16 protein-coding genes and 2 rRNA genes (1 of these 18 only partly in view) are annotated in these 21,094 nt (G+C 64.5%); 9 read left to right on the top strand and 9 right to left on the bottom strand.

What is annotated here, in order from left to right; genetic code table 11:
- Positions 1-8: 8 nt before the first annotated feature.
- Complete coding sequence (locus ACPYIS_RS02945; protein ID WP_424895111.1) at positions 9-875, bottom strand: DUF4394 domain-containing protein; 867 nt, start codon at positions 873-875, stop codon at positions 9-11.
- A gap of 175 nt (positions 876-1,050) precedes the next feature.
- The gene (locus ACPYIS_RS02950) at positions 1,051-1,764 is read right to left on the bottom strand and encodes a Crp/Fnr family transcriptional regulator (RefSeq protein ID WP_424860121.1); all 714 of its coding nucleotides are present in this window, start codon (positions 1,762-1,764) and stop codon (positions 1,051-1,053) included.
- Positions 1,765-1,968: 204 nt separating this feature from the next.
- Between ACPYIS_RS02950 and ACPYIS_RS02955 the strand changes: the two genes are divergently transcribed.
- From ACPYIS_RS02955 to ACPYIS_RS02995, 9 genes are all read left to right on the top strand, one after another.
- Positions 1,969-3,915, top strand: a complete 1,947-nt coding sequence (locus ACPYIS_RS02955) for an AMP-dependent synthetase/ligase (protein WP_424860120.1) — start codon at positions 1,969-1,971, stop codon at positions 3,913-3,915.
- A 40-nt stretch (positions 3,916-3,955) separates the two neighbouring features.
- A complete protein-coding gene (locus tag ACPYIS_RS02960) occupies positions 3,956-4,741 on the top strand; it encodes an ABC transporter ATP-binding protein (RefSeq protein ID WP_424860119.1) in 786 nt (261 codons plus the stop codon).
- A gap of 13 nt (positions 4,742-4,754) precedes the next feature.
- Positions 4,755-5,684, top strand: a complete 930-nt coding sequence (locus tag ACPYIS_RS02965) for a branched-chain amino acid ABC transporter permease (RefSeq protein ID WP_424860118.1) — start codon at positions 4,755-4,757, stop codon at positions 5,682-5,684.
- A gap of 13 nt (positions 5,685-5,697) precedes the next feature.
- A complete protein-coding gene (locus ACPYIS_RS02970) occupies positions 5,698-6,774 on the top strand; it encodes a branched-chain amino acid ABC transporter permease (RefSeq protein ID WP_424860117.1) in 1,077 nt (358 codons plus the stop codon).
- A 47-nt stretch (positions 6,775-6,821) separates the two neighbouring features.
- Complete coding sequence (locus ACPYIS_RS02975; protein ID WP_424860116.1) at positions 6,822-8,159, top strand: ABC transporter substrate-binding protein; 1,338 nt, start codon at positions 6,822-6,824, stop codon at positions 8,157-8,159.
- 150 nt (positions 8,160-8,309) lie between these two features.
- Positions 8,310-9,119, top strand: coding sequence for an ABC transporter ATP-binding protein (locus ACPYIS_RS02980; protein ID WP_299020010.1), 810 nt, complete (start codon positions 8,310-8,312; stop codon positions 9,117-9,119).
- A 58-nt stretch (positions 9,120-9,177) separates the two neighbouring features.
- Complete coding sequence (locus tag ACPYIS_RS02985; protein ID WP_424860115.1) at positions 9,178-10,443, top strand: phenylacetate--CoA ligase family protein; 1,266 nt, start codon at positions 9,178-9,180, stop codon at positions 10,441-10,443.
- Positions 10,444-10,553: 110 nt separating this feature from the next.
- Positions 10,554-12,440, top strand: a complete 1,887-nt coding sequence (locus ACPYIS_RS02990) for a potassium transporter Kup (protein WP_299020013.1) — start codon at positions 10,554-10,556, stop codon at positions 12,438-12,440.
- 89 nt (positions 12,441-12,529) lie between these two features.
- Positions 12,530-13,510, top strand: a complete 981-nt coding sequence (locus ACPYIS_RS02995; protein ID WP_299020015.1) for a tripartite tricarboxylate transporter substrate-binding protein — start codon at positions 12,530-12,532, stop codon at positions 13,508-13,510.
- A gap of 30 nt (positions 13,511-13,540) precedes the next feature.
- Here the strand turns inward: ACPYIS_RS02995 and ACPYIS_RS03000 are convergent, their stop codons facing one another.
- The 7 genes from ACPYIS_RS03000 to ACPYIS_RS03030 form a co-directional block, all read right to left on the bottom strand.
- A complete protein-coding gene (locus tag ACPYIS_RS03000) occupies positions 13,541-13,870 on the bottom strand; it encodes a DUF1840 domain-containing protein (RefSeq protein WP_299020017.1) in 330 nt (109 codons plus the stop codon).
- A 95-nt stretch (positions 13,871-13,965) separates the two neighbouring features.
- A complete protein-coding gene (locus ACPYIS_RS03005) occupies positions 13,966-15,573 on the bottom strand; it encodes an HDOD domain-containing protein (RefSeq protein WP_424860114.1) in 1,608 nt (535 codons plus the stop codon).
- Positions 15,566-16,435, bottom strand: a complete 870-nt coding sequence (locus tag ACPYIS_RS03010; protein WP_299020025.1) for a MinD/ParA family protein — start codon at positions 16,433-16,435, stop codon at positions 15,566-15,568. The genes ACPYIS_RS03005 and ACPYIS_RS03010 overlap by 8 nt, the downstream gene beginning before the upstream one ends.
- A 23-nt stretch (positions 16,436-16,458) precedes the next feature.
- Positions 16,459-17,184: a GGDEF domain-containing protein gene (locus tag ACPYIS_RS03015; protein WP_424895107.1), complete on the bottom strand. Its 726-nt coding sequence runs from the start codon at positions 17,182-17,184 to the stop codon at positions 16,459-16,461.
- A 107-nt stretch (positions 17,185-17,291) separates the two neighbouring features.
- Entirely contained in the window at positions 17,292-18,350 is a 1,059-nt protein-coding gene (locus ACPYIS_RS03020; protein ID WP_299020023.1) for a homocysteine S-methyltransferase family protein, read from the bottom strand.
- A gap of 92 nt (positions 18,351-18,442) precedes the next feature.
- Positions 18,443-18,556, bottom strand: a 5S ribosomal RNA gene (rrf, locus tag ACPYIS_RS03025).
- A 263-nt stretch (positions 18,557-18,819) separates the two neighbouring features.
- Positions 18,820-21,094 (bottom strand): 23S ribosomal RNA (locus tag ACPYIS_RS03030); it runs 605 nt beyond the window's last position.

Here is a 21,094-nt window from a genome sequence, read left to right on the forward strand (position 1 = left end):
CGCCCGCGTCACGGCTCGATGGCCAGGCCACGCACGGCCTCGCCATCGCCCAGAGGGCCCAAGTCCTGCGCGCTGCCGCGGCCCAGGTCCACCCGCAGCAGCCGCGTCGGCGCGCCAGAGGCTTCCGCCCGCACAGCTGCGAATGCCGCGTTGTCGACGTCCGCGATGTCGAAGGCCGCGTCGGCCAGCGGGCCGGTGCCAAGCGGCCCGACGACCGTCAGCCCCCCAAGATCGGGCGACACGAAGGGTGAGGCATCTTCGTGCGAGCCTTGCATCAGCAGCAGCCCACGCGCATCGATGGCGTATTTGGTGGTCTTTTTTTCGTCCCGCGTGTTGTAGGTGTAGCCCGACGCCAGCACGCGCGGCGGCTGGGCGTCCGGCGCCCCAGCCACCCACTGCAAGTCGGCATCGCGCTTGATGAGCGCGGCGGTATCGGGGTGCACGCGCGCGTTGACACCCTGCGCGGTAGTGAGGCGCAGCCGGTCCACCGTTGGGTTGAAATCCACGCCCACTGGCCCTGGGGCCAGTGGCAAATCCGCGATTCGCCCCACCTCGCGCACCGCGCCGGTCGCGGTGTCGATGGTCAGCAAGCGGTTGCGGTCGGTCACGGCATAGAGCACACCTTTGGCCACACGAAAATCCATGCCAACGACGGATTCTCCCGATTCGAGTCCCTGCAGTGGGCGGCGCTGCACCACCTTCTGCGGGGCATCCGCGCGCACCTGGAGCAGGGTGTGCGATGCCGTCAGCACCCACAGCGTATGCGGCTGCGGTGCCCGTGCGGGCTGCGCGCTGGCGACGGTTGCTGCGAGCAACGATATGGCGGCAATGGCCCGCGCTACCCAGCGCGTCATCGGAGTCCACCCGCTCGACATCGGCATCTCCTTTCGTCGTTGAGTCACGGACACGGCTGAGGGAACACCTCCGGGCCCCGGCGTGACTGCCGCGCCCGGTCCCGCGCACCGCTGATATATCAATGTCATCTTATACGACAAAGCGCCGCCTGCTGCCTGCTGCGGTTGCGCCCTTGCGGCCCGCCCGACTCAAGCCTCACGACGGCAGTCCGGCGCGGCGCAGCATCTGCAGATCGAGCACCCGCAAGCCCCCATACTCCACCTGAATCGCGCCCGCCTGCTGCCAGCGCGCCAGCGCCAAGTTGACGCGCTGGCGCGACAGGCCCACCAGATACGCCAGCTCTTGCTGGGTGATACGCAGCACCTGCCCCACACCCGGAAAGAGACCCGGATGGAAAAGATTGGCCAGGCTGCGCGCCACGCGCACGTCCGGGTCGGTGATGCGGTCGATCTCGCGCGCGGCGATGAACTGCCCCAGGCGTTCGTTGAGCTGGTGCATCACGAAGCGGTTGAAGGCGATCGAATGGTCCAGCAGCCAGTGAAAGGTATCCACCGGCAACCCCGCCACGCGGCTGCGGCGCAGGGCCTGGATGTTGTAGCGGTAGGCCTCGCGCTTGAGTGCCGTGCCCTCGCCGAACCAGCCGCCCGGGGCCACACCGGTAAAGGTCATGATCGGCCCCTGGCTGTCGTCGTTGCTCATTTTGAGCAACCCGTCGATGAGGCCGAACCAATACGTCACCGGCCGCCCGACGCGGCAAATGTAGTCGCCCGCATCGGCCTCGCTGACCACGAGCGCATCCACGGCCCGCAGGCGCGCCTCGCCCTCTAGCCGGGTCAGCCAGGGGATGCTGGCGAGCTCGTCCTCGTTGAGCGCGCGCGCGCGCTGCCGCAGTCGATTGGCTTGGCTCACGGTGGTCCCTCGAACTCCCGCTGTGGTGTCGCCATTCTTCGCCCACGCTCTCCCGCGCCCGAAAGCACCTAGGGAAAGTCCCAGTTAGGGCAACCCCTAGATTGTCAACGGACAGACAGAACAGCGTCAAACGCACCCGTACATTTGCGGCAACACAGCGGCACCGCCTCGTGTTGACACGACCGCCGCGGCAGAGGAGCCTGTATGCAAACGACATTTCCCCGCCTGCTGATCCAGCACGCGAGCGCGCGCCCGGACGCGCCCGCCATGCGCGAAAAGGAATACGGCATTTGGCAAACGACCACCTGGCGCCAGATGCTCGACCGCGTGCGGCACATTGCCGCCGGCCTGCACCAGCTGGGCCTGCAACGGGGCGAGCACCTGGTGGTGATCGGGGCCAACCGCCCCAGCCTGTACGCCACCATGCTCGCGGCGCAGTCGCTCGGCGCCATCCCGGTGCCGCTGTACCAGGACGCCGTGGCGGCCGAATGCGTCTTCCCGATCAACAACGCCGAGGTGCGCTTCGTCGTCGTGGAAGACCAGGAGCAGGTCGACAAGATGCTGGAGATCCGGCCGCAGTGCCCGCAGCTTGCGCACATCCTGTTCGACGACCCGCGTGGGCTGCGCAATTACGACGCGCCCGGCCTGGCGGGGTTGAAGGAGATCGAGGCCGCGGGCGCCGTGTTCTGCCAGGAGCACCCCGACTTCTTCCAGGAAGAGGTGGAAAAGGCCCGCCCGGACGACGTCGCGGCGATGTTCTTCACCTCCGGCACCACCGGCAACCCCAAGGGCGTGGTGCACACCCACTTCACGCTGCTCAACCGCGCCGAAGTGGGCGCCAAGTTCGACAAGCTGACCGAAAAGGAAGAGGTCCTGGCCTACCTGCCGCCGGCGTGGATCGGGCAGAACATCTTCAGCTACGCGCAGTGGCTGGCGTGCGGCTACGTGGTCAACTGCCCCGAATCGGCCAGCACCGTGATGATCGACCTGAAGGAAATCGGGCCGACCTACTACTTTGCGCCGCCGCGCGTGTTCGAGGGGCTGCTGACCAGCGTCATGATCCGCATGGAGGACGCCGGCGCCCTCAAGCGCAAGCTGTTCCACACCTTCATGGACGTGGCCCGCCGCGTCGGCCCGCAGCTGATGGACGGCAAGCCCGTCGGTCTGGGCGACCGGCTGCTGTATGCGTTGGGCGACATCCTGATCTACGGCCCGCTGCGCAACACGCTGGGCTTTTCGCGCGTGCGGGTGGCCTACACCGCCGGCGAAGCCATCGGCCCGGACCTGTTCACCTTCTACCGCTCGATCGGCATCAACCTCAAGCAGCTCTACGGCTCCACCGAGACGGCCGTGTTCGTCTGCCTGCAGCCCGACCACGAGGTCAAGGCCGACACCGTCGGCGTGCCGTGCGAGGGGGTGGAAATCAAGCTGTCCGAGCAGGGCGAGATCCTGGTGCGCTCGCCCGGGCTGCTCAAGGAGTACTACAAAAACCCCAAGGCCACCGCCGAGGTGCTGGACGCCGACGGCTGGTACCACACCAGCGACGCCGGCTTCCTGGACAGCTCCGGGCACCTGAAGATCATCGACCGCGTCAAAGACGTGGGGCGCCTCAAGGGCGGGCCCAACGACGGCGCGATGTTCGCGCCCAAATATGTCGAAAACAAGCTCAAGTTCTTCTCGTACATCAAGGAGGCGGTGGCCTTCGGCGACGGGCGCGAGAAGGTCTGCGCGATGGTCAACATCGACTTCGAGGCCGTGGGCAACTGGGCCGAACGGCGCGGCCTGCCCTACGCGGGCTACACCGACCTGGCCGGCAAGCCGGAGGTGTACGCCCTGATCCAGGAGTGCGTGGAAAAGGTCAACGCCGACCTCAGCCGCGATCAGATGCTCTCGGGCAGCCAGATCCACCGCTTCCTGATCCTGCACAAGGAGCTCGACGCTGACGACGGGGAACTCACGCGCACCAACAAGGTCCGCCGCGGCTTCATCGCCGAGAAGTACGCGGTGCTGGTCGACGCACTCTACGGCGGCAAGACCGAGCAGTACATCGAGACCCAGGTCAAGTTCGAGGACGGCCGCACCGGCCAGATCAGCGCGACCCTGCGGATCGTGGACGCCAAGACCTTCGCCCCCCTGAAGGCCGCGGCCTAAAGCACGCGCCCGACGGCACTTCGACCTTTCAGGATGCCCCATGGCCCACAAGCAAATCGGTGACGTCATCCTCGACGTCCAGAACATCAGCCTGCGATTCGGCGGCGTCAAGGCGCTGACCGACATCTCGTTCAACGTCCGGGAGCACGAGATCCGCGCCATCATCGGCCCCAACGGAGCGGGCAAGAGCTCGATGCTCAACTGCATCAACGGCGTTTACACGCCGCAGGAGGGCAGCATCACCTTCCGCGGCCAGACGTTCACGCACATGAACTCGCGCCAGGTGGCCGAGATGGGCATCGCGCGCACGTTCCAGAACCTGGCCCTGTTCAAGGGCATGAGTGTGCTCGACAACATCATGACCGGGCGCAACCTGCGCATGAAGAGCAACCTCTTCCTGCAGGCACTGCGCATCGGTCCGGCCGAGCGCGAGGAAATCGAACACCGCGAGAAAGTCGAGCGCATCATCGACTTCCTGGAAATCCAGGCCTGGCGCAAAACGCCCGTGGGGCAGCTGCCCTACGGGCTGCAAAAGCGCGTCGACCTGGGTCGCGCGCTGGCCATGGAGCCGCAAGTCCTGTTGCTCGACGAGCCGATGGCGGGCATGAACGTCGAGGAAAAGCAGGACATGTGCCGCTTCATCCTCGACGTCAACGACGAATTCGGCACCACCATCGTGCTCATCGAGCACGACATGGGCGTGGTGATGGACATCTCCGACCGCGTGGTGGTGCTGGACTATGGCAAGAAGATCGGCGACGGCACGCCCGACGAGGTGCGCAACAACGAAGACGTGATCCGCGCCTACCTGGGCACGAGCCACTGAAGGAGCCCCGACGATGGCCTTTTTTCTGGAAACCCTCTTTGGCGGCCTGATGGCCGGCATGCTGTACTCGCTGGTGGCGCTCGGCTTCGTGCTGATCTTCAAAGCATCCGGCGTGTTCAACTTCGCGCAGGGCGCGATGGTGCTGTTTGCCGCGCTGGCGATGGCGCGCTTTTCGGAATGGTTGCCGCAGTGGTTCGGCTTCGAGAGCCTGCTGCTGGCCAACGTGCTGGCCTTCGCACTGGCGGCGCTGCTGATGTTCGCGCTGGCCTGGCTGATCGAGGCCCTGGTGCTGCGCCACTTGGTCAACCAGGAGGGCGCCACGCTGCTCATGGCCACGCTCGGTATCGCCTACTTCATCGACGGCCTGGGACAGACCATTTTCGGCAGCGACATCTACCAGATCAACATCGGGATGCCCAAGGACCCGATCTTCGTGCTCGAGGGCACGTTCGAGGGGGGACTGCTGCTCAATCAGGAGGACCTCTTCGCCGCCGGTATCGCCGCGGTGCTGGTGGCCGCCTTGTCGTTGTTCTTCCAGAAGACGAGCACGGGCCGCGCCCTGCGCGCGGTGGCCGATGACCACCAGGCCGCGCAGTCGATCGGCATCCCCCTCAACCGCATCTGGGTCATCGTCTGGTGCGTAGCCGGCATCGTCGCGCTGGTGGCCGGCATGATCTGGGGCTCCAAGCTGGGCGTGCAGTTTTCGCTGTCAACGGTGGCGCTGCGCGCGCTGCCGGTCATCATCCTGGGCGGGCTGACGTCGGTGCCCGGCGCCATCGTCGGCGGCCTCATCATCGGCGTGGGCGAAAAGCTCTCCGAGGTCTATCTCGGCCCCTACGTCGGCGGCGGCATCGAAATCTGGTTCGCCTACGTGCTGGCACTGGTATTCCTGCTGTTCCGTCCGCAGGGCCTGTTCGGCGAGAAGATCATCGACCGCGTGTAAGGAACTCCCCACCATGATCTACCGTGAAAATGGCCAATTCAAGACCAGCTACCGGGAGGACCAGCAGATCTTCCCGATTGCGCAGGACCGCTGGTTCATCCTGGCGCTGGTGGCGTTTGCGTTCGTCGGCGTGCCACTACTGGCCGATGAATACTTCTTTCGTGCCATCCTGATTCCGTTTCTGATCCTGTCGCTGGCTGCGATCGGGGTGAATATCCTGGTCGGCTACTGCGGGCAAATCTCGCTCGGCTCGGGCGCCTTCATGGCGGTGGGGGCTTACATGGCCTACAACGCCTTCATCCGCGTCGAGGGCATGCCGCTCATCGCCGCGTTGATCATCGGCGGCCTGTGCGCCACGATCGTGGGCATCATTTTTGGCATCCCCAGCCTGCGCGTCAAGGGCCTATATCTGGCGGTGGCGACGCTGGCAGCGCAGTTTTTCTGCGACTGGGCGTTCCTGCGCATTGGCTGGTTCACGAATAACAATCCATCGGGGTCGGTGTCGGTGTCCAATCTGAGCGTGCTTGGCTGGACGATCGACACCCCGATGGAGAAATACCTGTTCTGCCTGACGTTCGTGGTGGTGTTTGCGCTGCTGGCCAAGAATCTGGTGCGCTCCGCGATCGGGCGCGAATGGATGGCGATCCGCGACATGGACGTGGCCGCCGCCGTCATCGGCATCCGCCCGGTCTATGCCAAATTGTCGGCGTTCGCGGTCAGCTCGTTCATCATCGGCGTGGCCGGCGCCCTCTGGGGCTTCGTGCATCTGGGCTCGTGGGAGCCCGCCGCCTTCTCCATCGACCGCTCGTTCCAGCTGCTGTTCATGGTCATCATCGGCGGGCTGGGCTCCATCATGGGCAGCTTCTTTGGCGCTGCCTTCATCGTGCTGCTGCCGATTTTTCTGAACCAGTTCCTGCCCTGGCTGGGCGGGTTATTCGGGATTGCCATCTCGACAGCAACGGTGTCTCATACCGAGCATATGATCTTTGGCGCGCTGATCGTGTGGTTCCTGATCGTCGAGCCGCACGGTTTGGCCAAACTGTGGAGTATCGGCAAACAAAAGTTGCGCATCTGGCCGTTCCCACACTGATGCATGCCTTTTCCACCCCGTGCTTCAACCACCCAAGGAGACAGACCATGAAGCCACGTTCCGCCCTCCTCGCTGCCGCGGCAGCCTCCGCCCTTCTGTCCAGCGCACTGCTGGGCAACGCGGCCTATGCACAGGCCAAGGAGCAATTCTTCCCCGTGTTGGTGTACCGCACCGGCGCCTTTGCGCCCAATGGCGTGCCCTGGGCCAATGGCTTCGTGGACTACCTCAAGCTGACCAACGCGCGCGGTGGCATCAATGGTGTCAAGATCGTTTGGGAAGAATGCGAGACCGGCTACGCCACCGACCGCGGCGTCGAGTGCTACGAACGCCTCAAAGGTAAGAATGGCGGTGCCACAATGTTCCAGCCGCTGTCGACCGGCATCACCTTCGCACTGACCGAAAAGGCCCCCGTCGACAAGATCCCGCTCATCACCGCAGGCTATGGTCGCAGCGAATCGCAAGACGGCGGCGTCTTCAAATGGAACTTCCCGCTCGCGGGCACCTATTGGGTCGCCGCCGACGTGCTCATCCAGCACATCGGCAAGAAGGAAGGTGGCCTGGCCAACCTCAAGGGCAAGAAGATCGCGCTCGTCTATCACGACAGCCCGTTTGGCAAAGAACCCATTCCGCTGCTGCAGGAACGCGCCGCCATGCATGGCTTCCAGCTCAGCCTGCTGCCGGTGACTAGCCCCGGCGTGGAACAAAAATCCACCTGGCTGCAAATTCGCCAACAGCGCCCCGACTACATCCTGTTGTGGGGCTGGGGCGTCATGAACTCCACCGCGCTCAAGGAAGCCCAAGCGGTTGGCTACCCGCGTGAGAAGATGTATGGCGTGTGGTGGGCCGGCGCCGAGCCGGACGTCAAAGACGTTGGCATGGGAGCCAAGGGCTACAACGCGATCACCATGCAACACGGCGCCGAACCCAACGCCCCGTTCATCAAGGAGATCCTGGAGAAGGTTCACGGCAAGGGCCAGGGCACGGGACCCAAGGAAGAGGTCGGATCGGTGCTGTACGTGCGCGGCGCGATGAGCGCGATGCTGGCCGTGGAGGGTGTGCGCGCGGCGCAAGAGCGCTTCGGCAAGGGCAAAGTCATGACCGGCGAGCAGGTGCGCTGGGGTCTGGAAAACCTCAACCTGACGCAGGCCAAGCTCGACGCGCTGGGCTTCAAGGGCGTGATGCGGCCGATTTCCACCAGCTGCCAGGACCACATGGGCGCGGCCTGGGCGCGTATCCATACCTGGGACGGCACCAAGTGGCAGTTCACGAGTGACTGGTACCAGGCCGACGAGCAGATTATCAAGCCGATGGTGCGCGCAGCCGCGGACAAGTACGCGGCCGAGAAGAAGATCCAACGCCGCACGCCGCAGGACTGCCAGTCCTGATACGACTCGGGGGGCGCGACTTCCCCCCCCGGGTCCACCACGGGAGCAGCGCCCATCGGGGTTGGCAGCTCCCGTCACCACCCGCCAGCGCCGCCGCGTCGGTGCTGGCGCGTGGTGCCGTCGCACCCAGTCATTTCATCGAGGTCCGCCATGACGACAACCCCACCCGTCCTCACCGTCAACGGCATCGAGGTCATCTACAACCACGTCATTCTGGTGCTCAAGGGCGTTTCATTGCAGCTCGCCGAGGGCCAGATCGCCGCCATTCTGGGGGGCAACGGCGCGGGCAAAACGACGACGCTGCGCGCCATCTCCAACCTGCTCAAGGGCGAGCGTGGCGAGGTTACCAAGGGCTCGATCGAGCTGCGCGGCGAGCGCATCGAAAACCTCACGCCAGCGGAACTGGTCAAACGCGGCGTGGTGCAGGTCATGGAGGGGCGGCACTGCTTTGCCCACCTCACCATCGAGGAGAACCTGCTCACGGGCGCCTACACGCGCAAGGACAAGGCCGAAATCGCGGCCAACCTGGAGAAGGTCTACACCTACTTTCCGCGCCTGAAGACACGGCGCACCAGCCAGGCCGCCTACACCTCGGGCGGCGAACAACAGATGTGTGCGATCGGCCGCGCCCTGATGGCCAACCCCAGCGTCGTGTTGCTCGACGAGCCCTCGATGGGGCTGGCGCCGCAAATCGTGGAAGAAGTCTTCGAGATCGTCAAGGACCTCAATCAGAAGGAAAAAGTCTCCTTCCTGATCGCGGAGCAAAACACCAACATGGCGCTGCGCTACGCCAATTACGGTTACATCATGGAGTCGGGCCGCATCGTGATGGACGGCAAGGCCGAGGACCTGCGCAACAACGAAGACGTCAAAGAGTTCTACCTGGGCATGGGCGGTGGTGAGCGCAAGAGCTTTCGCGAGGTCAAGAGCTACAAGCGCCGCAAGCGCTGGCTGGCCTGACCCTGCTGCCCCCCCCTGGCCCCGTGCCCTCCTCGACGACCTTTGGACGCTGCGTACCATGCCTGCCCATTACGACGCCCTCGAAACCCGTTCCCCGGCCGAGCGCGAATCCGCCCAGTTCGCCGCATTGCCCAAACTGATCGCGCACGCGTGCGCGCACTCGACGGCGTGGCGTGAACGGCTGGCAGGGATCGACCCTGCCCAGATCACCACGCGCGCCGCGCTCGCTCGCCTGCCCGTGCTGCGCAAACATGAGTTGATGGAGCGCCAACAGGCGGCGCGGCAAGAGGGTGGCGATCCCTTCGGAGGGCTGGCCACCATCGGCTGGAACGGTTTGTTGCGCGCCCGCGGCGTGCGACGCGTATTCCAGTCGCCCGGCCCCATCTATGAACCCGAGGGCCACGCGAGCGACTATTGGCGCAGCGCGCGCGCGCTGGTGGCCGCCGGCTTCGAACCCGGCGACTTGATCCACAACGCCTTTAGCTACCACTTGACGCCGGGGGCGTGGATCATGGAGGCGGGCGCGCAGGCGCTGGGCTGCCCGGTGGTTCCGGGTGGGGTGGGCAACACTGAGCAGCAACTGGCGGCCATCTTCGACTTGCAGCCGGTGGCGTATTGCGGCACGCCAAGCTTTTTGCGCATCTTGGCGGAAAAAGCCGAAGCGGTAGGCCGGACACTGCCCATCCGCAAAGCGCTGGTCTCGGGCGAGGCCTTCCCGCCCAGCCTGCGCGACTGGCTGGCGGAGCGGGGCGTGGTCGCGTACCAAGCCTACGCCACCGCCGACGTCGGCCTCATCGCCTACGAAACGGCCGCGCGCGAGGGCTTGGTCGTCGACGAAGGTGTCATCGTGGAAATCGTGCGCCCCGGCACCGACGAACCGGTGCCGGACGGCGAAGTGGGCGAGGTGGTGGTCACCGCGCTCAACCTGGACTATCCGCTGATCCGATTCGGCACGGGCGACCTGTCGGCGGTGCTGCCCGGCCCATGCCCCACCGGGCGTACGAATACCCGCATCCGCGGCTGGCTGGGACGGGCCGACCAGACGACCAAAGTCAAGGGCATGTTCGTGCACCCGGCCCAGGTGGCCGAGGTGGTACGCAGACACCCGGAAGTGCGTCGGGCGCGCTTGGTGGTCAGCGGCCGCATGGCCGACGACCACATGCGCTTGCTGGCGGAGACCGATCAACCTTCGCCCGCGCTCGAGCAGGCCCTGCACGCCACGCTGCGCGAGGTGACCAAGCTGCGCGGCACGGTCGAGCTGGTGGCCAGTGGGTCGCTGCCCAACGATGGCAAAGTGATCGAAGACGCTCGTACCTACGACTGACCGCCCGCTCAGGCGAGCCGTTGTCCCCACGCAACAAGTAGCCGGATGGACCCCGCGCCGTGGGCGCACAATACGGCACAATACGGGCATCGCAACGATCGTTCCCGGTCTTGGCATCTGCTCTTGCTCATCCCGTTGGCCGCTCGCCGTTGCCGACGTTGACGTTGGCCGCCTTGGGCGTCGTCTACGGCGACATCGGCACCAGCCCGCTCTACGCGCTCAAGGAGGTCTTCAACCTCGGGCGGCTGCCGGTCACGCCCGACAACGTCTACGGCGTGCTGTCCCTGGTTTTCTGGACACTGACCCTGGTCGTGTCGCTCAAGTACGTCACGCTCATCCTGCGGGCGGACAACCAGGGCGAGGGCGGCCTGGTCGCGATGCTCGCCTTGGCATCCACCGCCGTGGCGGATCGGCCGCGGCTCAAGCGCGCGCTGCTCGCGCTGGGCATTTTTGGCACGGCCATCTTTTTCGGTGATGGTGTCATCACGCCTGCGATCTCCGTGCTGTCGGCGGTCGAAGGGCTGGAGGTCCTCACCCCCGCGCTGGAGCCCGTGGTGGTGCCGGTGACGCTGGCCGTTCTGACGGGTCTCTTTGCCCTGCAGCGACACGGCACGGCCCGCATCGGCCGCCTGTTCGGACCGATCATGGCGGTGTGGTTCGCAACGTTGGCCACTCTAGGGCTGCTCAACATCCCCCGCCACCCGGAGGTGCTGCAAGCGCTCGCACCGCATCACGCCGTCCAGTTCGTGCTGTCGCAGCCGTGGGTGGCGTTCTTGACCTTGGGGGCGGTGGTGCTGTGCGTCACGGGGGCAGAAGCGCTCTACGCGGACCTGGGGCATTTCGGCCGACGCCCGATCCGGCTGGCATGGTTCGGTCTGGTCATGCCCGCGCTGGTGGTGAACTATTTCGGTCAGGGCGCGCTGCTGTTGGACGCGCCCGATGCCGTCGAAAACCCGTTTTACGCCATGGCGCCCGCTTGGGCGCTGCCCGCGCTGATCGGGCTGGCCACGTGTGCGACGGTGATCGCGTCCCAAGCCCTCATCACAGCCGCGTTTTCCGTCACCAAGCAGGTGGTGCAACTGGGGTATCTGCCGCGCCAGCGCCTGTTGCACACGTCCGTGCGTGACACCGGCCAAATCTACATTCCCACCGTCAACGCGGCGCTGTACCTCGGCATCGTCGGTGCGGTGCTGGGGTTTGGGTCGAGTTCCGCGCTGGCATCCGCCTACGGCATCGCCGTCACCATCGACATGCTCATCACGACGTTGATGACCTTCTTCGTGGTGCGCTACGCGTGGCGCTACCCATGGTGGATGTGCGTGGGCGCCACGGGTCTGTTTCTGGCCATCGACGCCGTCTTCTTCGCCGCCAATGCGGTCAAGCTGCTCAGTGGGGGGTGGTTCGCGCTGGCCATCGGCGCGGCGATGTTTACCTTGATGACCACCTGGCACAGCGGCCGAGAACGCCTGGCACAACGCCTGCACGAGCAGTCCATCGAGCTCGAGGCCTTCCTGGCGAGCATCTTCTCGGCCCCGCCGCTGCGCGTGCCTGGCACGGCCGTCTTCCTCAATGCCGAGCCGGACGTCGCGCCCAATGCGCTGCTGCACAACCTCAAGCACAACAAGGTGCTGCATGAGACGAACCTGTTCGTGACCGTGCGCCATCACGAGGTCCCGTGGATCGGCTTCGACCGGCGGGTCGAGGCGCAGCCGCTGGGCCACGACTGTTGGCGCGTCGTGCTGCACTTCGGCTTCAAAAACGATCCCGACGTACCACAAGCCCTTCAGCTGTTGCGCAGCCACGGGGTGCCGCTGGACGACATGGACACCTCGTATTTTCTGTCGCGCGAGATCGTGCTGCCACGCCACGATGAAGGGCCGATGCACTGGCGCAACAAGCTGTTTGCAGGCATGCACCGCAACGCCACATCCATCGCTGATTTTCTACACCTGCCCGCCAACCGCGTGGTCGAACTTGGCGCGCAAATCGAAATCTGAGCGCGTTCGTGGTTTCCCGCATGGTGCAGGGTGGCGCCGACGCGCTACCATTCGTCGGTCATTCATGTCTCCGTTGGAGCCGACCAAACATGAAACGCCTTGTTGCGCTCGCCCTGTCGGCCGCGGTTTTTGCCGCATCTGCCCAGGACTTCCCTTCCAAGCCCATCACCTTCGTCGTGCCGTTTGCGGCAGGCGGCCCCACTGACACCGTCGCACGCCAGCTCGCCGAGTCGATGCGCAAGCACTTGAACAACGCCACCATCGTGGTCGACAACGCCGCCGGCGCCGGTGGCACGATCGGCGCCAACAAGGTCGCGCGTGCGACACCCGACGGACACACGCTGTTGGTGTGGCACATCGGCATGGCCGCGACCCCGGCGCTATACCGCAAACTACCCTATAAACCGCTTGAGGACTTCGAGTACCTGGGCATCATCAACGACGTGCCCATGACCCTGGTGGGCAAGCCCCAGTTGCCCGCCAACACGTACCGTGACTTCGAAAATTACATTCGCGCCAACCAGGGCAAGCTCAACCTGGGGCATGCAGGGCTGGGCTCGGCATCGCATCTGTGCGGTCTGATGTGGCAATACGCGGTCAAGCTCGACAAGTCGATGACGACCATCGCCTACCGCGGCACCGGCCCTGCGATGAACGACCTGATCGCCGGCACGATCGATGTCATGTGCGACCAGACGACCAACACCACGCAGCAGATCGAGGCCGGCCGCATCAAGGCCTTCGCCGTCACGACCGCCAAACCGCTGTCGGATCACCCGCTGCTCAAACACTATCCCACGCTGCAGGAGATGGGGCTCAAGGATTTCAACCTCACCATTTGGCACGGCCTGTATGCGCCCAAGGGCACGCCCGAGCCCGTCCTCAAACGCCTCAACGAAGCACTGCGCGCCGCCTTGCGCGACCCAGAATTCATCCAAAAACAAAAAGCTCTAGGCGCGATCGTGAGCAACGACCGGCGCAGCACGCCCGAAGGCCACAAAGCCTTCGTCGCGAGCGAAATCGCGAAAATCAAAGCGGTGGTAGACGCCGCCGGTCAATACGCCGACTGAGCAAGTCAGGGCTTCCGGACCGCGCGAGGGTCAAACGCCCCAGACCACTTCGCTGCCTTCGCGCTGGCAGTGCTGCAGCATCTCGATGAAGGGCGCGACGCGCGTGCGCAATGGCACGCGCTCTTCGACGGGCTCCAAGGGTTCTTCGCCCTTTTCTTCGGCTTCGCGGCGCCGGCGTTCGGCTTCGGCTTCTTCGGCGGCCACTGCGGCACGCAGCGCCTCGATGGCGGCGGGCATTTGCTCCGGCAGGATGATGCCCGGCCCCGACGGATCCTTACCTAGGATTTCCAGGACCCGCCGGCCGTTGGGCTCGAGCATGACCACGTCACCAGTGGCCTTGGATTTGAAGCGGTACAGCATGGTTGGCTCCTTTCGAGAATCGAGATCGGGGTTGCGCCTCCCCAGCATGTTACGATTCTGACGGCACGGCAACCCCGCGCTAAGTGGGCCCCGGGTCAGATGTGCTCATCCTTGAGGGCGACGGTCAGCAGGTGCCGAATGGCGCGCAACAATGCCAACTCGGTCGCGCCGAACGACGGCAGGGCCGCGGCGGGCCCATCGGCGTGAATCCAGCCGATCCATTCGTCGCCCCGCCACAAGGGAAACACGAGCAGCACCCCATCGCGTGGCAGGCGGTCACGGTACCACTGCGGCAGACGCGCCACCAGATGTGCCGCCGGCGTGCACTCGATACGGGTATCCTTGCGCAGCCGCCCCAGCGTCGCCAGTAAATCTTCGCTTGCCGACGCGCCACGCGAAGCCATTACGCGGTAGAAGGGAGCCACCTTGGCGGCGCCGTCGCCCAGCCAACGGCACGCCTGGCACACGCCATCGGCGCCGGGCTTCACCAGCCAAGTGCGGCGCACGCCGAGCGCACGGTGCAAGGTTTCCAGCCCCAGCTCGACGCGCAGTGGCGCGGGCGCGCCCTCCAAGAGGGCGGCGGTCGCGTCCTGCAGTCCCTGGGCCAGCGTCAGCAAACCGCTGGGCAGATCCAGGGATCGCGTGTCGTCCTCGCCACCTCGGTCATCGTTCGCATCAGTGCTGGGCGTCGCGGGGGCGGGGCTCGCCGTACCGCTGACCGGATGCAGCGGATCGGTCTGCTCGCTGCGCAGCCACGCCGTCCACTCGGGTGCGCTCAAGCTGCGCGCCAAGTCGACCGCCTCGAGCAAGGCCAGATAGTTCGAGCGCGCCTGCCGGGCGGTCTCGGCCACCATTTCCGACGACTGATTCACCAAATGCCCATAGCGCGCGGACAGGCGACGGAACCCCTCTCCCGATCCTTCGCTGGCACCGCGCAGCCAGGCATCGGCCAAATCGGTTCCGGCGGCGGCCACCCAACGCACCCATTCGACCCGATCCTGCGGGGGACGGGGCGGGACGGGGCCGGCCGGTCGCTCCATGGCCCGACACAGCGCCTCGGGAAAACCCCAGTCCCGCGCAACGGCCTGCGTCAGCGCGTCATATCCCACCCCGAGATGCTTGAGCACCGCGGCGTGTTCGCGCGCGGGGTCACCCTGCGCTTCGGCCCGTATGCGCTGTGCCTCGGCGGGAAAAAAGCACTCTGTCAACATCCGGCCCAGCCCCTGGAACAGTCCGGCGAGGAAAACCTCCTCCCGCTCCGGGCCTTGACCGCAAAGCTCGGCGGCCATCTGCGCCGCCAACAGCGCCCGTGCGTAGGCCTCGCGCAAGCGCTGGGACTGAGCGCGGTCTTTCCACTGCTCGAGCAACACCAGGCTGGCCGCGATACCACGCACCGCATCCAGGCCAATCAGGCTCAATGCACGCGAGACGGTGGACACGCCACCCCTATGGGCCACGTGCGGTGCCGCGTTGACCACACGCAGCAGCTTTTGGGTCAGCGCGACATCCTTGAGGATCTCCTCGGCCAAGCGGTGCAGGTTTTCCTGCTCGTCGCCTGCCAGCACCTGGATGCGGCTGACCTGTGCCGACAGCGCGGGAAACTCGGCGTTCCCGCGCAGATGAGCCAGCAGCGCTTCGAGTCGCTGCTTTTCACTCGAGGTAGCGGGCGTGGTGCTGGCGTCCCCCATCCGCCGCTCAAACATGCTCGTGCGCCCGCAGTACCGTGTCGACCAGACGGCCAGCGATTTGCGCCACCGCCAGCGCAGCTGGAGACCCCGGCGCCTGCAACAGCAGGAGCTGCCTGCGCATCACCGCCTCTTTGACCGCCTTGTCCGCGGGGATATCCCCCATGTGCACGAGCCGCACGGTGGCAGGGCGCTTGTCCGCGCCCGCGGACGGCGCTGCACCGACGAACCGGTTGAGCACCGCCTGCAGTTGCGCGGTGATGGCCCGTCCATCCCCCGGACGCGCGGCCTGATTGACGATCAGCCGCACGAGTTGGCGTTGCTGCTGCGTCGCCAAAACCTTGATGGTGGCGTAGGCATCGGTGAGCGAGGTCGGCTCGGGCGTGGCGACGAGCAGGATCTCGCTGGCCAGCGACAGGGCGAACAACACAACATCCGAAATACCGGCGCCGGTGTCGAGCAGCACGACATCGTAACGCGGCACGACCTGGCCCATGAGCCGCAAAAAGTCCTCACGCACCTCGGGCGTCAACCGCGAATACTCCACCATACCGGATCCGGCGAGCAACACCGAAAACCCGCCTGGCGCCTTCACGATCGCATCGTCGAGCCCGCACTTGCCCGTGAAGACGTCGTGTAGCGTCAGTTTGGGGTAGAGATTGAGCACGACGTCCAGATTGGCCAGGCCCAAATCGGCATCAAGCACCAGCACGCGCAAGCCTCGGCGCGCCAACGCGGCGGCCAGGTTGGCCGCGACGAACGTCTTGCCCACGCCCCCCTTACCGCTCGTGATGGCGATGACCCGCCCCTTGCTCGGGCGAAACAAGACGCCGCCGGGGGCCGGGTCGGATGTCGTGGAGGTGGTCTCGGCAGTGTTCATGGACATCAGGCATCGCCTCGCATTCAAACCGCGTCGGCGGAGTCGATGATAAGGCCGTCCGCATCGTGCCAGCCAAACAGCAAGTGTTTTTCCTCCGCACTCACCTCGGTGTGGGCGACCGGCTCGATCAGGACACGGTTGCGCCCCTGGCGCTTGGCCAAATAGAGCTGCCGATCCGCGCGCTCCAGCCAGTGTTCGGCGCTGGAGCGCACCCATGCGGGAGAATACGCCCCGCCCGCGCTGATGGTCACATGGATCGTGGTCACCCCGTCGGGCAACACGATGGGGCTCTCCTGCACCGTTCGGCGCAGCCGTTCGGCCAGCGCCGCGCCCGCCGACGGCGCGCAATTGGGGAACACGACCCCGAACTCCTCGCCGCCCAGACGCGCCACGGTGTCCATCGGGCGCACGGCCGATTGCAGCGCGTGCGCCACGGCGCGCAAGACCGCATCGCCCGCGGCATGCCCATGGCGGTCGTTGACCGATTTGAAGTGGTCGATGTCGATCATCACGAGCAACGCGGTCTCGCCCGCCCGGGCCGACCGGTCTAACTCCTGCGTCACGCGCGCTAGAAACGCACGCCGGTTGGGCAACCCCGTCAGGGCGTCACGCTCGCTGAGTTCGCACAACGCATCGATGATCGCCTGCAGCTCGACCTCGGGCGGCGCGCCCTCAGGCACGGACAATGCTACCCCCGCCTGCTGCAACAGGGTACGGGCATGATCCAGTCGCAGTTGGTCGTGCTGCATGGGCTGACTCGCCAAAACGGACCCCGTGACCCCGTCGAACCGAGATGCAAGGGTTTGGGCAGTATAGCGCGTCCTCCCTTCAGGCCCCCGGCACGACGAGCGGCCCGTCATTCATCTCGCCACCAACGCACGCGGCGCGGCGCGCAGGGCTTCACCGCCGCGCCAATGGCCGCGATGTGGTCCGGCGTGGTCCCGCAGCACCCCCCAACGATGTTGACCAGCCCCTCCGCCGCAAAGCCGTGCAACAGACGCGACGTGTCCTCGGGCGTCTCATCGAACCCCGTCTCACTCATGGGGTTGGGCAGACCGGCATTGGGATAGCAGCTGATGTACGTGCCTTGCGCCACCCGCGCCAGCTCTTGAATATAGGGCTTCATCAACGCCGCCCCGAGCGCGCAATTGAGCCCCACGGCAAGCGGCTGCGCGTGACGCACGCTGGCCCAAAATGCCGTCACCGTCTGCCCACTGAGCAGTCGGCCGGACGCGTCGGTCACCGTCCCGCTGATCAGAATGGGCAGGCGCTCGCCGGTGTCGTCGAAGGCGCGCTCGATCGCGAACAACGCTGCCTTGGCATTGAGCGTGTCGAAAATGGTCTCGACCAACAGCACGTCAGCGCCCCCCTCGATCAGCCCCAAGGCCTGCTCGTGGTACGCGTGCTCCAGCTCATCGAACGTCACATTGCGCGCTCCGGGGTCATTAACGTCCGGACTGATGCTGGCCGTCCGTGGCGTGGGCCCAAGCGCGCCCGCCACGAAGCGGGGCCGATCCGGCGACGAATATGCCTCGCACGCCTGGCGAGCCAGCCGCGCCGACTCGACATTCATCTCGTAGGCCCAAGCCTCCAGCCCATAGTCGGCCTGCGCGATTGCCGTGGCACCAAACGTATTCGTCTCAATGATGTCGGCCCCGCTGGCGAGGTACCCCTCGTGGATCTGGCGGATCACATCGGGCCGCGTCAGGCTCAACAGATCATTGTTGCCCTTGAGGTCAACCGGGTGAGACTCGAAACGCGGATCGGCGTCGCGTCCGCCCGGCCCCGCCCCGCGATATTGGGCTTCGTCCAATCGAAAGCGCTGGATCATCGTGCCCATGGCACCGTCGATGATCACGATACGGCGCGCGAGCAGCGCCACCAGCTCTCGCCCCCGGGTGTACACGTTCCTCATATTGGTCCCCGATTGTGCCGCAACGCGAAGACGCGACACCAAAAAGCAAACCCCGGCATCCGCAGGGGATGCCGGGGTGGCTAGCAATAACAGCCTGACGATGACCTACTTTCACACGCGAGGTGCGCACTATCATCGGCGCGAAGGCGTTTCACTGTCCTGTTCGGGATGGGAAGGAGTGGGACCACCTTGCTATGGTCGTCAGGCATAACCGGTTCTCACCTGCTGCGATGGGGCTTGGCCCCGCACGGTTGGGGCGGCCGCAGCAGCAAGTGCTCACAGAGTCGAATCTCGCGTCGGATTGGCGTCGGGCTGACGGATGCCGTCTGTCGTGCGGCTCTTGCCACACGCCCACATTCGTTGCCGATCGTTGAAGACACTTCCTTGTTGCAGCGTTGCACGACTTGCGTCTTCGTGCCGCTCGTGCGTCGCAGCGCGCCGCAGGCGCGCCACAGGCTCACAAAGCTATAGGGTCAAGCCTCACGGGCCATTAGTACTGGTTAGCTCCATGCATTGCTGCACTTACACACCCAGCCTATCAACGTCGTGGTCTACGACGACCCTTCAGGGGGGTCAAGCCCCCAGGCAGATCTCATCTTGGGACGAGTTTCCCGCTTAGATGCTTTCAGCGGTTATCTCTTCCGCACATAGCTACCCGGCGATGCCACTGGCGTGACAACCGGTACACCAGAGGTGCGTCCACTCCGGTCCTCTCGTACTAGGAGCAGGCTCCCTCAAATCTGCAGCGCCCACGGAAGATAGGGACCAAACTGTCTCACGACGTTTTAAACCCAGCTCACGTACCTCTTTAAATGGCGAACAGCCATACCCTTGGGACCGGCTACAGCCCCAGGATGAGATGAGCCGACATCGAGGTGCCAAACACCGCCGTCGATATGAACTCTTGGGCGGTATCAGCCTGTTATCCCCAGAGTACCTTTTATCCGTTGAGCGATGGCCCTTCCATACAGAACCACCGGATCACTTAGACCTGCTTTCGCACCTGCTCGACTTGTCAGTCTCGCAGTCAAGCACGCTTATGCCTATGCACTACCAGCACGATGTCCGACCGTGCCTAGCGTACCTTCGTGCTCCTCCGTTACGCTTTAGGAGGAGACCGCCCCAGTCAAACTGCCTACCATGCACTGTCCCCAACCCCGATTCAGGGGCCCAGGTTAGAACCTCAAACGCACCAGGGTGGTATTTCAACGTCGGCTCCACGGCACCTGGCGGCACCGCTTCACAGCCTCCCACCTATCCTACACAGATCCGTTCAAAGTCCAATACAAAGCTACAGTAAAGGTTCATGGGGTCTTTCCGTCTTTCCGCGGGGAGATTGCATCATCACAAACATTTCAACTTCGCTGAGTCTCGGGAGGAGACAGTGTGGCCATCGTTACGCCATTCGTGCAGGTCGGAACTTACCCGACAAGGAATTTCGCTACCTTAGGACCGTTATAGTTACGGCCGCCGTTTACCGGGACTTCGATCAAGAGCTTGCACCCCATCACTTAATCTTCCGGCACCGGGCAGGCGTCACACCCTATACGTCCACTTTCGTGTTTGCAGAGTGCTGTGTTTTTAGTAAACAGTCGCAGCCACCTATTTTTTGCAACCCATTCGCGCTTCGTTGTTCACTACACGCTACTAGGGCACACCTTATCCCGAAGTTACGGTGTCAATTTGCCGAGTTCCTTCTCCCGAGTTCTCTCAAGCGCCTGAGAATACTCATCTCGCGCACCAGTGTCGGTTTGCGGTACGGTCAGCTGCAAGCTGAAGCTTAGTGGCTTTTCCTGGGACCCCATTCGGTCACTTCGCGAGAACTAGCCCGCTCGATCGACGGCCTCGGCATACGATGGGTGGATTTGCCTGCCCATCACCTACTTCCGCCTAAACCGGCACTTCCAACCGCCGGATGACCTAGCTTGATCCGTCCCCACATCGCACTTGCAGCCGGTGCAGGAATGTTGACCTGCTTCCCATCAGCTACGCATCTCTGCCTCGCCTTAGGGGCCGACTCACCCTACGCCGATGAACGTTGCGTAGGAAACCTTGCGCTTACGGCGAGCGGGCTTTTCACCCGCTTTAACGCTACTCATGTCAGCATTCGCACTTCTGATACCTCCAGCAGCCCTCTCGAGCCACCTTCACAGGCCTACAGAACGCTCTCCTACCATGCGTGTTGCCACGCATCCGCAGCTTCGGTAGCCGGCTTGAGCCCCGTTACATCTTCCGCGCAGGACGACTCGATCAGTGAGCTATTACGCTTTCTTTAAATGATGGCTGCTTCTAAGCCAACATCCTGACTGTCTTAGCCTTCCCACTTCGTTTCCCACTTAGCCGACTTTAGGGACCTTAGCTGGCGGTCTGGGTTGTTTCCCTCTCGTGTCCGGACGTTAGCACCCGGTGCACTGTCTCCCACGCTCAGACTCTTCGGTATTCGGAGTTTGCCTTGGTTTGGTAAGTCGCCATGACCCCCTAGCCAAAACAGTGCTCTACCCCCGAAGGCCATACGTGAGGCACTACCTAAATAGTTTTCGGAGAGAACCAGCTATTTCCAGGTTTGTTTAGCCTTTCACCCCTATCCACAGCTCATCCCCTACTTTTGCAACAGTAGTGGGTTCGGCCCTCCAGTACCTGTTACGGCACCTTCAGCCTGGCCATGGATAGATCACCTGGTTTCGGGTCTACACCCAGCGACTCAATCGCCCTGTTCGGACTCGGTTTCCCTGCGCCTTCCCTAC

It is taken from the genome of Tepidimonas sp. HKU78, assembly GCF_049860815.1.
Lineage (GTDB): Bacteria > Pseudomonadota > Gammaproteobacteria > Burkholderiales > Burkholderiaceae_C > Tepidimonas.

Bases quoted from the DNA above. Each gene is read 5' to 3' on its own strand.
- ACPYIS_RS02945 (WP_424895111.1), bottom strand. From the start codon at position 875: ATGTCGAGCGGGTGGACTCCGATGACGCGCTGGGTAGCGCGGGCCATT.
- ACPYIS_RS02955 (WP_424860120.1), top strand. From the start codon at position 1,969: ATGCAAACGACATTTCCCCGCCTGCTGATCCAGCACGCGAGCGCGCGC.
- ACPYIS_RS02960 (WP_424860119.1), top strand. From the start codon at position 3,956: ATGGCCCACAAGCAAATCGGTGACGTCATCCTCGACGTCCAGAACATC.
- ACPYIS_RS02965 (WP_424860118.1), top strand. From the start codon at position 4,755: ATGGCCTTTTTTCTGGAAACCCTCTTTGGCGGCCTGATGGCCGGCATG.
- ACPYIS_RS02970 (WP_424860117.1), top strand. From the start codon at position 5,698: ATGATCTACCGTGAAAATGGCCAATTCAAGACCAGCTACCGGGAGGAC.
- ACPYIS_RS02975 (WP_424860116.1), top strand. From the start codon at position 6,822: ATGAAGCCACGTTCCGCCCTCCTCGCTGCCGCGGCAGCCTCCGCCCTT.
- ACPYIS_RS02980 (WP_299020010.1), top strand. From the start codon at position 8,310: ATGACGACAACCCCACCCGTCCTCACCGTCAACGGCATCGAGGTCATC.
- ACPYIS_RS02985 (WP_424860115.1), top strand. From the start codon at position 9,178: ATGCCTGCCCATTACGACGCCCTCGAAACCCGTTCCCCGGCCGAGCGC.
- ACPYIS_RS02995 (WP_299020015.1), top strand. From the start codon at position 12,530: ATGAAACGCCTTGTTGCGCTCGCCCTGTCGGCCGCGGTTTTTGCCGCA.
- ACPYIS_RS03000 (WP_299020017.1), bottom strand. From the start codon at position 13,870: ATGCTGTACCGCTTCAAATCCAAGGCCACTGGTGACGTGGTCATGCTC.
- ACPYIS_RS03005 (WP_424860114.1), bottom strand. From the start codon at position 15,573: ATGTTTGAGCGGCGGATGGGGGACGCCAGCACCACGCCCGCTACCTCG.
- ACPYIS_RS03010 (WP_299020025.1), bottom strand. From the start codon at position 16,435: ATGAACACTGCCGAGACCACCTCCACGACATCCGACCCGGCCCCCGGC.
- ACPYIS_RS03015 (WP_424895107.1), bottom strand. From the start codon at position 17,184: ATGCAGCACGACCAACTGCGACTGGATCATGCCCGTACCCTGTTGCAG.
- ACPYIS_RS03020 (WP_299020023.1), bottom strand. From the start codon at position 18,350: ATGAGGAACGTGTACACCCGGGGGCGAGAGCTGGTGGCGCTGCTCGCG.